Origin of the sequence: Pseudoxanthomonas sp. CF125 (assembly GCF_900104085.1) — a bacterium.
In the GTDB taxonomy this organism is placed as follows: domain Bacteria; phylum Pseudomonadota; class Gammaproteobacteria; order Xanthomonadales; family Xanthomonadaceae; genus Pseudoxanthomonas_A.
In genome coordinates this window covers 410,895-425,205 of record NZ_FNLD01000002.1, presented here as the reverse complement: position 1 = coordinate 425,205, position 14,311 = coordinate 410,895, and the positions used below count along the sequence as shown (strand labels likewise).

At 61.7% G+C, this 14,311-nt stretch carries 14 protein-coding genes; 4 read left to right on the top strand and 10 right to left on the bottom strand.

All coding sequences use genetic code 11. The annotated features are described in order from the left end of the window. Positions 1-31: 31 nt before the first annotated feature. Positions 32-571 carry a cupin gene (locus tag BLR66_RS11375; RefSeq protein ID WP_218119635.1) on the top strand — a complete coding sequence of 180 codons (540 nt, stop codon included), beginning with the start codon at positions 32-34 and terminating at the stop codon, positions 569-571. Between the two features lie 271 nt (positions 572-842). Here the strand turns inward: BLR66_RS11375 and BLR66_RS11365 are convergent, their stop codons facing one another. Next, the gene (locus tag BLR66_RS11365) at positions 843-1,493 is read right to left on the bottom strand and encodes a glutathione S-transferase family protein (RefSeq protein ID WP_093286159.1); all 651 of its coding nucleotides are present in this window, start codon (positions 1,491-1,493) and stop codon (positions 843-845) included. A 327-nt stretch (positions 1,494-1,820) separates the two neighbouring features. On the opposite strand from BLR66_RS11365, the gene BLR66_RS11360 reads away from it, so the two are divergent. Beyond that, positions 1,821-2,636, top strand: coding sequence for an arginase family protein (locus BLR66_RS11360; protein WP_093286157.1), 816 nt, complete (start codon positions 1,821-1,823; stop codon positions 2,634-2,636). A 206-nt stretch (positions 2,637-2,842) separates the two neighbouring features. Here the strand turns inward: BLR66_RS11360 and BLR66_RS11355 are convergent, their stop codons facing one another. Then, positions 2,843-3,280 carry a universal stress protein gene (locus BLR66_RS11355; RefSeq protein WP_093286155.1) on the bottom strand — a complete coding sequence of 146 codons (438 nt, stop codon included), beginning with the start codon at positions 3,278-3,280 and terminating at the stop codon, positions 2,843-2,845. 221 nt (positions 3,281-3,501) lie between these two features. Then, positions 3,502-4,401: a LysR family transcriptional regulator gene (locus BLR66_RS11350; RefSeq protein ID WP_093286153.1), complete on the bottom strand. Its 900-nt coding sequence runs from the start codon at positions 4,399-4,401 to the stop codon at positions 3,502-3,504. 89 nt (positions 4,402-4,490) lie between these two features. On the opposite strand from BLR66_RS11350, the gene BLR66_RS11345 reads away from it, so the two are divergent. Then, positions 4,491-5,267, top strand: a complete 777-nt coding sequence (locus tag BLR66_RS11345) for an NAD(P)H-dependent oxidoreductase (RefSeq protein WP_093286151.1) — start codon at positions 4,491-4,493, stop codon at positions 5,265-5,267. Positions 5,268-5,282: 15 nt separating this feature from the next. On the opposite strand, the gene BLR66_RS11340 is transcribed toward BLR66_RS11345, so the two are convergent. From BLR66_RS11340 to BLR66_RS11315, 6 genes are all read right to left on the bottom strand, one after another. Then, positions 5,283-5,825 carry a hypothetical protein gene (locus BLR66_RS11340; RefSeq protein WP_093286149.1) on the bottom strand — a complete coding sequence of 181 codons (543 nt, stop codon included), beginning with the start codon at positions 5,823-5,825 and terminating at the stop codon, positions 5,283-5,285. Positions 5,826-6,541: 716 nt separating this feature from the next. Then, positions 6,542-7,096: a gluconate 2-dehydrogenase subunit 3 family protein gene (locus tag BLR66_RS11335; RefSeq protein WP_093286147.1), complete on the bottom strand. Its 555-nt coding sequence runs from the start codon at positions 7,094-7,096 to the stop codon at positions 6,542-6,544. A 17-nt stretch (positions 7,097-7,113) separates the two neighbouring features. Continuing rightward, entirely contained in the window at positions 7,114-8,802 is a 1,689-nt protein-coding gene (locus BLR66_RS11330; protein ID WP_093286145.1) for a GMC oxidoreductase, read from the bottom strand. Then, positions 8,799-9,665, bottom strand: a complete 867-nt coding sequence (locus tag BLR66_RS11325; RefSeq protein ID WP_218119634.1) for a 3-keto-disaccharide hydrolase — start codon at positions 9,663-9,665, stop codon at positions 8,799-8,801. Before BLR66_RS11325 ends, BLR66_RS11330 begins: the two co-directional genes overlap by 4 nt. A gap of 452 nt (positions 9,666-10,117) precedes the next feature. Then, positions 10,118-10,633 (bottom strand): REP-associated tyrosine transposase, encoded by a 516-nt coding sequence (locus BLR66_RS11320; RefSeq protein ID WP_093286141.1) that lies wholly within the window; start codon positions 10,631-10,633, stop codon positions 10,118-10,120. Between the two features lie 172 nt (positions 10,634-10,805). Then, entirely contained in the window at positions 10,806-11,618 is an 813-nt protein-coding gene (locus tag BLR66_RS11315; protein WP_093286139.1) for a hypothetical protein, read from the bottom strand. Between the two features lie 273 nt (positions 11,619-11,891). Between BLR66_RS11315 and BLR66_RS11310 the strand changes: the two genes are divergently transcribed. Beyond that, on the top strand, positions 11,892-12,371 hold the full coding sequence (locus BLR66_RS11310) for a VOC family protein (protein WP_093286136.1): 480 nt from the start codon (positions 11,892-11,894) through the stop codon (positions 12,369-12,371). A 575-nt stretch (positions 12,372-12,946) separates the two neighbouring features. Here the strand turns inward: BLR66_RS11310 and BLR66_RS11305 are convergent. Then, complete coding sequence (locus BLR66_RS11305) at positions 12,947-13,423, bottom strand: hypothetical protein (protein ID WP_093286133.1); 477 nt, start codon at positions 13,421-13,423, stop codon at positions 12,947-12,949. Between the last annotated feature and the right edge of the window lie 888 nt (positions 13,424-14,311).

The window sequence follows — 14,311 nt, the reverse complement described above, 5'->3', positions numbered from 1 at the left end:
TAATACAAGGAGCCTTGCACGGAGGTTTGCCATGCTGCGTTCGCATGTGGTGGAGAAGCCCACCGAATCGCATCCTGCGACCGAGATATTCCGTTTGACGCCCGATGGCGCCATCCCCAACAGCACCAATCCGGCGCTGGTCTACCGCGGCGTCTTTTCGCAACGCGACGACGCAGGCGCGCAATGGCTGGAAAAGCGTTTCGCGGACAACGGCTGGACCGACGCCTGGCGCTGGAGCGTTTATCCGTTCCACCATTTCCACAGCAATACGCATGAAGTGCTGGGCGCATTCGCGGGAAAGGCGCTGCTTCAGCTGGGCGGCGAGCATGGGCCGGAAGTGAATCTGCGGGCCGGAGACGTATTGGTCATACCGGCAGGCGTGGCCCATCGCAAATTGCGGGAAGCCGACGGATTCCAGGTAGTCGGGGCCTATCCGGAAGGCCGCGAACCCGACATGCGCACGGGCCTGGAAAGCGAGCGCGAAACCACCGAAAAAGCCGTCGCCCAGGTACCTGTGCCGGCGGCGGATCCCGTGTTCGGCGCAGAGGGGCTGCGCATCTTCTGGCGCTAGCGGCGTCGCTTCGGCGCGCATGAATGCGTCGCAAAATGCCGTCACCCCGGCTTAACTCCAAACAGAGGCGGTACTCACTAAAAGCGGCCTAATCTGAATCCCCAACTGCAGGCCGCGCCCATGCTGCAGACCGCGACGATCCTGTTGGCGATGCCATGAACGATAGTCGGCTTGAACAGCCTCAGATTGCGAAGACCGGCATGCTTGTCCGCAAACCCGTTGCCGATGTACTCATGGCTTTCATAACCCAAGATCAGGGCCAAGTTCCGGTTTAGGCTTCGTCGTCAGCTCGTACTGGCGGTAGCGCGGGCGCCTCCAGCCCCTTGAAGGGATCGCGCCACGCATCGATTTCTTCGAGCTGGCGATACCAGCGCCTGACGGACGGGTAGTCATCCAGCGGCAGCTCCGCGACATCGTTGAAAGGCAGGAACGCCGCCATCCGGAAGTCGGCATAGGACACCGAATCCCCGACCAGCCATCCTCGCCCGGAAAGCTCGGCATCGAGGATTTTGGCCGCCGTGCCGAATCGCTTCAGCCCCTCTTCGACCCGCTGTTGATCCACCGGGCCAAGCCGGTACCGCTGTTTTGTACCGCGTTCGAAATGCACCATGTCGCAGGCCCTTGCGAAGTTCTCCTTGCCCCAACTGAGCCATTGCATCATCTCGGGCTCGTCGTCGCCCGTGCGCCAGAAATCAGAACGCACGTCGCGCGACAGCCGACAGGCGATGGCGTCGGTCTCCCAGAGGCTTTTCCCGGGGCCAAGCAAGATGGGCAACAGCACATTCGGGTTCAGCGCGCGATACCGCTCACTCTGGCCGGGCGCAAGTGGCGCGGCGAATTCGAACTCGACGTTCGCATCCAGGTAGCGGGCCACCGCCACCGCGAGGCGTGGATTGGGATTGCGGCTGAAGAGAAGTTTCATTGCATGCCGGTCCTTCAATACAGGGGCCAAGTGGCAAAGGAAGGCTCTGACGCGACTTTCGAGAATTCGGCTTCTCCACCAGCTTAGCGTGCCCGGTGGGCATGCAGGCAAAAGGCTAAAGAGAATTGCGGAAGCTATGGCATCATCGAGCAGCGACCACCCAGATGAAACTCCGTAGGAGCGGGCCCTGCCCGCGACGCTCTCGGCGTTCTTTCGACAAAGAGCGGTCGCGGGCAGGGCCCGCTCCTACAAGGCGATGTACGATTTGTTGCGATTTCTCCGGGTCGGTTCACGCTGTAACGGGATACGGAATGGAGCGCGAAACAGATGCAAGCTTCCCAGAGGCCGTTCGACCTCAGCCTGGCTTACCCGCAATGGCAAGGATCGGGCCGGCACGAAAATCTGGCGCGCGGTGCTGAAGCCGCAGCCACAGTGTGCGGACAGTACGCGCCGCTGGCCCGGGTACCGTTGAGCGACGGCAATGCGGATAGCGCTCACGGCGTCCGCCGCTGGGAAGCGATCTTCGCCCAGTTCCGCAGCGCGCAGGATATCCTCGCGCGCTCCGGTGCCAGGCGTGTGCTGACCGCGGGCGGCGATTGCGCGGTGGATGTCGCGGTGATCGACTATCTACACGGAATGCATCCAAGCCTCCATGTGATCTGGATCGACGCACACCTCGACGCCAACACGCCAGCGACTTCCCCAAGCGGCAACTTCCACGGCATGCCGGTGAGCGCGATCCTGGGACGTGCGCCCGAGCCGATGCGGCCCTTCCTGGGCGCTGCGATCGATCCGGCCCGCTTCCATTATTTCGGCATCCGGATCGGCGACGACGGCGACTGGGCGCTGCAACGCGAACTGGATCTGAAACTGCTGGATCCGGAGGCACCCATCGACGGGCCGGTTCATATCCATTTCGACCTGGATGTACTGGATCCGCGCGAATTTCCTTACGTCGCCTATCCCGAAGGCGGACTCGGTATTGAAGATGCGGTCGCCCTGGTCGGCCGTATTGCGCGCGAAGCCGACATAGTGGGCCTCACCGTGACCGAATTCGCCCCCTCCAATGAAGAGGAGGCGCGGGAAGGCAGCAAGGTGATTGCGAGGCTTTGCGAGGCAGTCATCAATCCGCGAAACACGTAGGCTGGGTTGGCTCAATCAACCCAGCATGCCGGGACGCTCTGCCAAGAACGCTGGGTTGGTGAAGCTAACCCAGCCTACGGCCCTGCTGTTCTGTCAAAAGATTTCGCCGACACAGAAGGCGGGTTAAAACCCGCCCTACATAAAACTTGATTTGCGTAGGGCGGGTCTTGACCCGCCTTCCGGCAGTCGCATGGGCGCAAAGACAACTAGCGATAGACCAGTACCGGTACGTTGCCATGCGTGAGCACTTTCTGGGTCTCGCTGCCCAGCAGCAGGCCCTTGACGCCGCGGCGCCCGTGCGATGCCATCACGATAAGGTCGCAGCCCCGCTCGGTAGCGGTCCGCAGGATGTCTTCGTAAGGATGGTCGCTGACGGTCGACACCGATTCGCAAGCAACGCCGGCGGCCCGGGCCGCGGACTCGACCGTGCCGAGCAGGTTCGCCGCCTGCTCCGCACTCACCCGCAGGTATTCCTCGCGCGTGGATTCCACTTGCAGCGCCTCATAGGCAAAGACGTGGAACGACGGCGTTGCATGGAAGCCGGTCACCCGGGCGCCCATGGCCTTGGCCAGTGCGACTCCCCGCTCGATCGCGCGCAACGACAGATCCGAGCCGTCGGTCGGCAACAGGATGTGCTTGAACATACTCGGTTCTCCTCACAGTCGGCTCAATGCCCGTTGGGCATCAACATTGCACATCCGGCCGCCAGCAACTTGATCCAGGTCAACTTCGCCATAAGTGATGGGTGAGCCGAGCGGATTAACCCTGGCCTGCAGCGCGTAGGCCGGGTTGGCTCTATCAACCCAGCTTGCTGGGACACCCTGCCAAGAGCGCTGGGTGGGTGAAGCCAACCCAGCCTACGGTCCTAGGCGTTGATCAATGAGACGACCGTTTCTCTGACCCAACGCAGGCCGTTGTGCCCGTGGCTGCGTTCATGCCACACCATCGCCATGCTTAGCCCTTCCACGGGAAACGGACACTCGACCTGCTTGAGCTTGTCGGTACGGTCGTGCACCAGTCGTGCCGGAACCAGGGCCACGAAGTCCGACTCGGCCACGATTTCCGGGACGAACAGGAAAGAAGCCGCGGAGAGCACCACGTTGCGCTTGTGCCCAAGAGCGGCCAGAGCGTCGTCCACCGGAGTGACGAAACCGCCGCCGCGCGGCGATACGATCACATGCTCCAACTTGGCGAACTGTTCGACCGTGATACGACTACGCAACCGCGGATGATTCCGGCGCCCAATGAGCACATAACGCTCATCGAACAGAGGCCTGCTGCGAAGGTTGGGGGGCGCGGTTTGCGGCGTCATGAACGCCAGGTCGACTTCGCCGCGCGCCATCTGCGACTCCAGCTGCGACGCATCGAGAGTGCGGAGCGCCACGCGCACGCCTGGCGCGCTTTTCCTGAGTTGTTTGACCAGCGGTTTGACCGCCGCCGCCTGCATGTAGTCCGTGCAAGCGATAGCCACGATCAGCTTGGCCTTGGCAGGATCGAAATTGCTGTGCGAGGCGACCGTGGCGCGAATTCCGTCGAGAGCCTGGCGCAATGGAGCGAGCAGCTCGATGGCCTTGGCCGTCGGCGTCATCCCTCGTTGCACGGGAATCAGCAGCGGGTCATCGAACATATCCCTCAGTCGGCTCAACTGGGCGCTGACCGCCGGTTGGCTCAGATGCAGACGGGCAGCCGCTTTGGTCACGTTCTGCTCCGCCAGCAACGCCTCCAGAGTGACAAGCAGATTGAGGTCCAGGCGCTTGCTATCCATCTGATGGATGGTAGCCGAAAAATTATGCGATTTTACAGATAGATGAAAGCGGCTGATCGTAATGGCTACGCCAGCTTGCGAGTGAAGTAATGAAGAAAAAGGTTTTGATTGTCTTTGCCCATCCGGAACCCACATCGCTGAACCGTCAACTCGTCGACGTGGCCGTACGGACGCTTCAGGAACAGGGGCATGAAGTACTGACGTCGGACCTGTACGGCATGGGCTGGAAGGCCGTGTTCGACGAACACGACTTTCCCGACCGTGCCGATCCGGAGCGGTTGTTCTTCGTGCAGGAATCCGGGCATTCCTATGCCAGCGGACGCCAGACTGAGGACATCGCGTCCGAGCAGCAAAAAGTGCTGGCCGCCGACGCCATCATTCTGCAGTTTCCGCTTTGGTGGTTCGGCATGCCCGCCATCCTCAAAGGCTGGGTGGATCGGGTGTGGGCCTACGGTCTTGCGTACGGCTACAAGAACGCCGGCAACCAGTATCGCTATGGCGATGGGGCCTTCAAAGGCAAGCGGGCGCTATTGTCGGTGACGGCCGGCGGCCCGGCGGTGGATTATTCGCCGCGGGGCATCAACGGGCCGCTGGAACAGTTGCTCTTCCCTATCACCCATGGCACGTTCTTTTTCCCCGGCATGGACGTACTGCCCACCCATGCGGTCTACGGAACCGGACGCATCACCACCGATGCCGTGGCAGCAGCGAAAGCCGCCTGGCGTTCGCGTCTTGAAGGTCTTTTCGAGGAGGCGCCCATTCCTTTCCGGCCGCAGAACGAAGGCGACTACCCCGATGGTCATGTACTGGCGAGTCATGTCGCTGTCGGCCAGACGGGATTGTTGGCGCATGAGCGATGGGCTTAGGCCTGCCCTGCGGCACTACGCGCGTCGCAGAACGAAATGGCCCAATCGCACCGAAAGGTGAAACACGGCGAGTCCGATGAAGTAGATGGTGAGCATCAGTCCAAACGGGTTGCAGACCAGGAATGGGATTTGCGGCTGCCAACCTTTCAGGTAGGCGTGCAGCAACGCCAGGCCGATGGCCCAGGCGGTCAAAGCCGCCAGCGGCGTGGAAGCCGCCATCCATGCATGCAACCTGCCGAAGCCGGCAGTCTCTTCGTCGAACAGCGAGCGGGCGGACCAGCCCACCCCCATGGCACCGCCGGCACTGCACAGCAGGCACATCATGTAATCGGAGGCAGGCAGGAAGGCGGGCGCGCCCGAGCGGTAGCCCCGTGACAGGAGGTAGATGGTGCCGGCCGTCAGGATCAGTGCTAGCGCCACCATGCAGAGCCGCCAGGCTTTCCAGGTGCGTCCCAGTAAGGTGTTCTCGGTCAGATATTCGTCGGCCTTGGCCTGGCGCACGGCGAAGTTCACTTGCGAGAAATCGGCTTCTTTGCGGTCCGGGTTTTCCATCGTCATGGCAGCCTCCCCAGGCTCCAGCGCATGTCCGCGATGGTACTGCTTTGTTCAAGCCAGTCCAGGTCGGCAGCGGTGCGCTTCGGCTATTCGGGTCGCGCTGGCTTTTTGCGCCGGGCTGTCTGGAAGGTGGTGGTGGCTGCGATCTGGTCGGCGGCTTCGGCCAGTTGGGTGAAGCAGTGCATAGGCTGGGTTGGCTCTATCAACCCAGCGCTCTTGGTCGAGTATCCCGGCATGCTGGGTTGATAGAACCAACCCAGCCTACGCCCTACGGATCAAGACCTACCCCCATGAACCTCACCACGATCCGCTGAAGGGCGAGCCTTGGTCTGCAATGGACTCTAGGAATCCGAGGGGCGTGCGGATTAGCCCAGCACTCGATGGCCGAGTCCATATGAAAGAAGATAGTGGCCAAGTGATATTCAGGTTCGCGATGGTGACGAGGTCTGGGTTGCCAAGCATGAACCTGTTGATAATGCGTCCTGACACCATGCAGTCTTGAGTGAAAGCCAATCATCCCTTTTCGGAAGGCCAAAAACCAACTTCCTTCATCCCTTAGATTGTAGGGCTGATGAGCTAGAAGGGCATGTTTGTCGAGCACATCACAGGGGCACAAAAAAAACGCGAGGTCAAAGTTGTCTAGCTGTGTCGTCATGGTTATTCACTAATCCTACGATTGACACCATAAGTGTCTCAATGGCGAGCTAGCCGGCTGCCCATCACCCCCACGCCGGCTGCCCAGCCTCCAGCGGCACACACCCCTCCCACCGCCCCGGCACCAGCACAAACCGCGTCGCCTGCGTCATCCCAATCTCCGAAGTGAAGTAGGAATGCAACGCCAACCCCCGCGCGACAGCGAACCAATGCTTGTCCCCCGCCTGCTGCGCCGCCGCATCAATCTCGCCCAGCAACTGCTCCCGCTGGCCCTGCGTCATCGCATCGAAACCGGCAACCCCACGCGCCCGGCAAGCGGCCCGCAACTCCTGCAACCCGTCGGCCACCCGCTGCTGCACCTCAACCGGTTGGCACTCGCTGAGCAGCATGAACATCGTCGCCCCCACCCCGGCCGCCGCTGCGCCCGGCGAAGCCGCAGTCGTCGGCAACAACGTATCGGCGATATGGCCCAGCAGCGCCTCGTCGTCCAGGCGCAACCCTTTCGGCGCCGCCTTCTGGTCCTCGGGCGCGCACCCCGTCAGCACCGCGGGCACGATCAACGCGCCGCCCAGCAGAGCCGACGCCGTCTTCAACGCCTCGCGTCGCGTCATGGGAATCATCAACGGCTTCCGGTCGTTCACAGGTTCTGCCTCCCCAATTCCTCCACCGCATGATTGGCCGCGCGCGCCGTCAGCGCCATGTACAGCAGCGAAGGCGTCTGGTTGCCGGTGGAAGTCATGCAGGCGCCGTCGGTGACGAACACGTTGGGGCACGCGTGCAACTGATTCCAACGGTTGAGCAGCGAAGTCTTCGGATCGCTGCCCATCCTGCACCCGCCCATCTCGTGGATGTCGCGCCCCGGCGACCAGCTGTTGTCCACCGTCTTGATGTCGCGGCAGCCGGCGACCTCCAGCATGGCGGCGGCCTGCGTGCGCCAATCGCGGATCATGCGCTCGTCGTTGTCGTCGTAACCCACCGAAGCGACCAGCAGCGGGATGCCCCACTCGTCCTTCTTCGTCTCGTGCAGGCGCACGTGATTGGCTTCCTTGGGAATGGTCTCGCCCTGCAGGTACATGTAGATGTCCCACGGCCCGACCTGCGTCTGCGCATCCTTGAACGCGCCCCCCAGGCGTTGCGGCGTCTCTACCCCGCGCCCGCGCGAGGCGCCGGTGAAAGTGGTGTAACCGCCGACGAAATCCATGTCCTGTTCGCCCAGGTTGCGGAAATTGGGAATGATGCATTCCGACGGCCTGCGGCCGTAGTGGTAGCGATCCTGGAAACCATCGAATTTGCCGCCGGCCGAGGCGCGGTAGTTCTGGAAGGCGACGTACTTGCCCAGCAGGCCGTTGTCGTTGCCCAGTCCGTGCGGAAAGCGCGAGGAAACCGAGTTGAGCAAAATCAGCGTGGTATTCAGTGCCGACGCATTGGCGAAGATGATGCGGGCGCGGTACTCGGTGATGGCATGGGTATTGGCATCGATCACGCGCACGCCCGTGGCCTTGCCCTTGGCCTCGTCGTAAAGAATGGAATGCACTACCGCATGCGGACGCAGGGTCAGGTTGCCGGTCTTCTCCGCCCACGGCAGCGTGGAAGAGTTGGAACTGAAGTAGCCACCATAGGGACAGCCGCGCATGCACAGATTGCGTGCCATGCACGAACCGCGGCCCTGCTGGGCATGGATTTCCAATGGCTTGGTGAGGTGGGCGAAGCGGCCGTGCACCACGTAGCGATTGCCATAATGCGCGCGGATGCTGTCGCTGAGATGTTTCTCCATGCAGGTCATTTCGAACGGCGGCTGGAACTCGCCGTCGGGCATCGCTTCCAGCCCGTCGCGCGTGCCGGTCACGCCGATGAAACGCTCCACGTGCGAATACCACGGCGCAATGTCGTCGTAGCCGATCGGCCAGTTGATGCCGTAGCCCTGGCGCTCGGGCGCGGTGAACTCGTACTTGCTCCAGCGCTGGCAGCCGCGCCCCCATACCAGCGAACGGCCGCCGACCTGATAGCCGCGCAGCCAGTCGAAGGGCCGTTCCTGCACGTAGGGGTGTTCGTTGTCCTTGACGAAGAAGTGCGCGTTGTCCTCGCCGGCGATCTTGCTCATGATCGGGTTGGCTTCGGCCAGTTCGCGCGGCATGACGCCGCGATGCGGCAACTCCCAGGGCGCCAGGTTGGCGGTGGGATAATCCTTGATGTGTTCGACGCTGCGGCCGCGCTCCAGCACCAGCGTCTTCAGCCCCTTCTCGCACAACTCCTTGGCCGCCCAGCCGCCGGAAATGCCGGAGCCGATGACGATGGCGTCGAAGCTGTTGTCGCTGGACTTGCTCATTGCGTGGGCGTCAGTACCAGGTTGCGGAATTCGACTGCGCCGTGGTCGCCCTGCAGCAGCAGCGGTCCCGGCACGCCCTCGTCGCTGTCGAGCGCGCCGCCGGTGATGCCGGGGATTTCCTGATCGCAGATCACCGTCTTGCCGTTGACCATGACCGTGATCCTACGCCCGACCAGCGTGATGTCCAGCGACTGCCACTCGTTAGGACCTTTGCCCGCGTCTTCGTTCGGTGCGATAAACCCGTACACCGCGCCCAGGCCATCGCTCGCGGGTTCACCCTGGGTGTCGGCGATCTGCACTTCGTAACGTCCGCGCAGGTAGACACCACTGTTGCTGCCTGCGGGCAGACGCAGTTCCACGTGCAGTTTGAAATCGGTGAATTTGCGCTCGGTCACCAGGTTGGCCCCGCCGCCGGCCATGTTGCGCAGCACACCGTCGGCGACTTCCCAGTGGGACTCGCCCAGCGCGCGCCAGCCGCTCAGGTCTTTGCCGTTGAGCAGGCGGATGGGCTCGCCCCAGTGCACGATGTTGTTCGCTGGTTTTCGCAGCGACGGCGCGCGGGTGGCGGTCAGCTCACGGCGCTTGCGGTCGGGGAAGGTCATCGAACCGGTCATGCTGTCGCCCTGCACGCGGGCCTTGAACGACAGGTCTTCCGGGCCGTTTTCCCACTGGGCCGGAATGGAGAAGCGCAGTTCGCCGTCTTCCACTTCGATATGCGAGATCGGTCGCGCGCTGCCGACTATGCCTACGAATTGCCCCACCAGCGTTCGCAAACCGGAGCGGCGGATTTCCAGCCAGGAGGGGGCGGCGCCGGCGGGTGTTTGCAGGGTTATGTCCCAGCGGCCGATAGCGGCTGCGTCCATGGTCGGTTCTGGTGAAGTTCGGGTAGCGCTATGGAGCGGTGCGCCCGCCAAGCTCAGCGCGATTGCGAGTGCTGCTGCGTAGCGGCGCATGGGACGGGCTCCTCTTCTTTTCAGCCTGCTCGGTTTCGCTGGTCGGCGAATCGCAGTAGCGCTTTATAACAAATGAAAGAAGGGAACGTAGATAACCAGGTCGCTTAACTGCGCCCGCCTTCTTTCATTATGGTTTCGACGGTAGATGAACACCCGTCTGCAATACCGGCAATGGTTGGATAGCGAGAATAATCAAGCGCATGCGAAGAATTGAAGGGATGAACCACAGATATCGCCGGTCACGGAAGGCGGGTTAAAACCCGCCCTACATGGCCGCAGTCAATGTAGGGCGGGTTTTAACCCGCCTCCCGGGGGGTCGCACATATTCCGAGGGTTGCACATATCCAGAGCCATAAAGGTCTCTAATCCGCCTTCCGGATTTCCCCGGCCCAATCGGCAGGCAGCAGCCCCGCTTTCACGTAGCGATGAAATGAGGAATGCGGCCAGCCCGCGATGCATTCGACGTGGCCATGCTTCTGCGGGTTGATGTGGACATAGTCGATGCAGCGGCGTAGATGGTCCTCGTCGCGGACGACTCGTTCCCAGTAACGCCGTTGCCAGATGCCACGCTCGGCTTTGGCTTGGCGGCGTTCGGACAGGCGCTCGCCGGTTTGAATGGCGCGTGAGAAACGACTCTTGATGTGGCGCCAGCGCGTGGCGTTGTCGTCGTCGCCTTCAGGCAGGCGCCAGACATAATGCAGGTGGTCAGGCAGGATCACCCAAGCCAGCAAGGCGAATGGCCTGGCCGCGTGGGCGACGCGGAATGAGTCGCGCAACGCTTCGAAACGATCAACGAGCAGGGTGCGTCTGCGCTCAAGCAGGTTGACTGTGAAGGAATAGGTGCCGCCTGGCACTCGGACGCGTCGGTAGTTGGGCATGCGGGGAGAATCACAGCCTGCCCACGCTTTCCGTTATCAGCGGATGCCGTTCTTCGGACTCGGAGTATTCCGAATCGCGGCGTCCGTCCAACGCATATCGCGGTCACGGAAGGCGGGTTAAAACCCACCCCACATCAGATGCGTATGGGTCTTGAGCCCGCCTTGCGCGTGTTCACCGATACGGTCCCGGCCCGCTCCAGACCAGCTCCCCCCGCCGGTAGACCTTTTGCATGTCTATGACGTCGCGCGCGTCGCCGATCGCTTTCAGTTCCGGAGCGCCCGGTTCGAGCAGGCGGCAGGGGCCGGACTCGCGCCTCAGCGCGGTTTCCAGCGGGCACACCATGTACTGCCGTATGCCCGGCAGTGGCAGGAAGATCTCCGTCATTCCCTGGTCACGCCAGGCGCGCAGCTTGATGTCGTTGCGCAGGTCGTAATAGACCTGATAGCCGCCCACTTCCAGACTGGTGTCGTTGCCGGATGCGTTGTTGCCGCTGCCGCGGTCGATGGAAGGGCCCCTGGCCAGCCCCGCGTTTTCCGGAGCGGTGTCCTGCGGCAGCATGCCCGGCGGCTGCCCCCAGATATGCGGGCGACGCTGCGGCGTTGGCGGCGGGGCGGCGGCGGGCGCCTGGGCCTGCGTGGCCTCGTCTTCTTCGTCGGGCGGCAGCGGATCTTCGGCAACTACGACCCGGGTGGCCTGGACGCGTGAGGCTGGCGCTTTCTTTGTGGCGGATTTGGGCGTTGGCGGCTTGTTGACCGGCGGTGCCAGCGTGGGTTGCGGCGTGGTGGCGCCGATGAAATCCACGGCCATCCGGCTGCCGCCTGCAGCGGCGCCTTGCGGCGGCGCCATGGTGATCGGAGGGGTCAGCATCACCAGCAGCAGGAGCAGCAGATGCAGCAGCGCGCTCGACAGCACCGCGATCCAGTGCTGCCAGCGTTCTGTCCAGGATTCGGCCTTGGCATCCGCTGTGCTCGATGCCTTGCTCATGCGGCCGGAGGTGCCTCGGGGGTGGGGGACTTCATGCGGAATCTAAAGCGTGCGAACGAGTGGGGTGCGGCATCGTAACGCGTCGGCGCGTGGCGGGTAGCCCGGATAAGGCCAGACCGCATCCGGGACGCGGAGTTCCCGGGCGAAGCGCTCCGGGTGCGCTTCTCGCCTGGGTTGCGCTGGCCATGGGCCTTCAAGTTTCCCTAACGGACAAGGTGTAGAAAGTGACCGGAACATTCTGATCCATGTCAGCCGTCTTCCTGGAGTAACCGAATGATCAGCAAGAACACGATCTGCCTGTGGTACGACGGCACCGCATTGGATGCCGCGACGTTTTACGCCGACACTTTTCCCGACAGTGCGGTGGGCGCGGTGCACCACGCACCGGGGGACTTTCCTTCGGGCAAGCAAGGCGACGTGCTCACGGTCGATTTCACGGTGCTGGGAGTGCCGTGCATGGGTTTGAATGGCGGGCCGGCATTCAAGCACAGTGAAGCGTTTTCGTTCCAGGTGGCGACCGACGACCAGGCCGAAACGGACCGCCTGTGGAATGCGATCGTCGGCAATGGCGGGCAGGAAAGCGCGTGCGGCTGGTGCAAGGACAAGTGGGGCCTTTCGTGGCAGATCACACCGCGCGCGCTGACCGACGCGATGGCCAGCCCCGACCGTGCGGCCGCCAAGCGCGTGTTCGACGCCATGATGACCATGCGCAAGATCGACATCGCCGCTATCGAAGCGGCGCGGCGCGGTTGACGCCCGCGGCGTTGGCACGGCAAAAAAACATGCGATGGATATTGACCCACTGCTGGTGAATTCCAGTGGCAGCAAGCGGTCGGAAGCGCTGGGTCGATGAAGCTGAGCCAGCCTACGGACCTTCATGCGGAACCTAAAGCGTGCCAGCGATGGGGTGCGGCATCGTAACGCGTCAGCAAGCAGCCCGAGTAAGCGCAGCGCACCCGGGGTGCCTCAACGTTCACCAAACTTTCCGGTTGCCGGGTGACGCCGCCCGATCCAACGGCGACCCTCCTTTGCTCACTCAGCGGAGAAAGGTGGAATGCAGCCATTCCGCCACCGCGTTGACCGGCCCATGAATGAAAGCATCGGCGCTGTAGGAGCGACGCAAGTCGCGAAACCAGTAAGCGCTCGGCGCTGAGGGCTTCGCGGCTTGCGCCGCTCCTACGGCCATGCACCCTCGACGCCGTTCACCTCGCGCCACACCAAGGCAACTATCGTCATCCCAGCAGCCTCCAACAGCGAAGCATCGTAGCTCGGGTGCGCTTCGCTTACCCGCGCTGCGCTGGCTAAGCCGGCTACCTTTGAAAATCCATTCAGGGCCTCTCCGCGACCTGCAGCTCGATACCTTTCAATGCAGCAGCGATCTTTTGAATGTGATTCTCTCCATGAGGAAATGGAGCGGACTTATCGTCGTACCGGATCGCCAAAAGTTCTCGAACCAAGCTTTCGCGAGCACTGTCGATACACTGCATCTGCGGACCAAGCAGCACGCGCTTCTTGACGTCTCTTGAAATGTTGAGAAAAGCGGAGCATTTGGAGAATACCAACGTGGCGTCCGAAACGAATTCCTCATCGGATTTATAGCCGTTGGCGTACCTGACATGAAAACTACGGACGGCTTTCTCTGCGCCATCCAGTGCATCCAAAACTTCCAGAAGAGGCCCCAATCTCAGGTCGGACCTCTCCGCTTTCCTCGCTGCATTAAAGATCAGCAGCGATACGAGCGCAGGCCAAACTATCGTTATAGTAGTGTGGGCAAGGGGTGATTGGAGAAGATTTACGATCCACATGCTTTTCCACCTTCCTGATAACGGGGCCAGAGCACCTTTCCTACTTAGAAAGCGCGCTCTGACCCCATTTTTTCAGCCCGCCCTACGCGGGTTGCATGTTTAACCACAGGAAGAGAGCCAATCCCACCGCGAGACTTATGAGCCCCACCCCCAGGCCGATTCTTCCCTGTTTTTGCTTTCTGCCTATGATCCCAAACACTACGGCAACAATCCCGCATATCGCCGCGCCCCAATAGAGCACTGCAGACTGCCCATGCGTCAGCAAGAAGACCGCATAACCCAGGAGCGCAAGGGTTCCAAACACAACAGATATCATAGCCATAGCGGCCTGCCTCGTTCGCGTTGGTGGAAATGAGTGGGTTACGCCATCCGGCGCGATTGAATCAAGATGGTTATGAGGCTAATCACGGAGGTTGCCAGAGCGAATAATCCTGGCGCGTAGTCGCCCGCATCCGCGCCGTAATCTCTTCCGAGTCCGATTAGAAAGATAAGCGCCCCTAGCAGCAGGACAGAATTCAGAATCAGTGCGACTGCTCTTAGCGTTGCCATGTCGATTCCTAATTAGGCCCCTACAGGATCAGCATCGATGAACGGGTTGTTGGTTATTTCGAAGGAATTCACAAGCGGCACACTTCTTTTTCTGCACGCATGCCTGGATCCAGAAGCATTCTTGACGTCTGATGCGAGCTTTGAGCATGCATATCAAACCAGACGACCTTCGCTCGACAGGGATACCCGAGTATCTAGCCCATCGGTTCGGAAGCGGCCTTTCCCCATCGGTCCCGAAAGGACCCATTCGCAATACTTTGCAAACCAAGACTCTAGTGCCTACCCCTTGCGATGAGCCTCTTCCATATTTTGAACTCCGTCAAGATTTTTTTTGGCTTT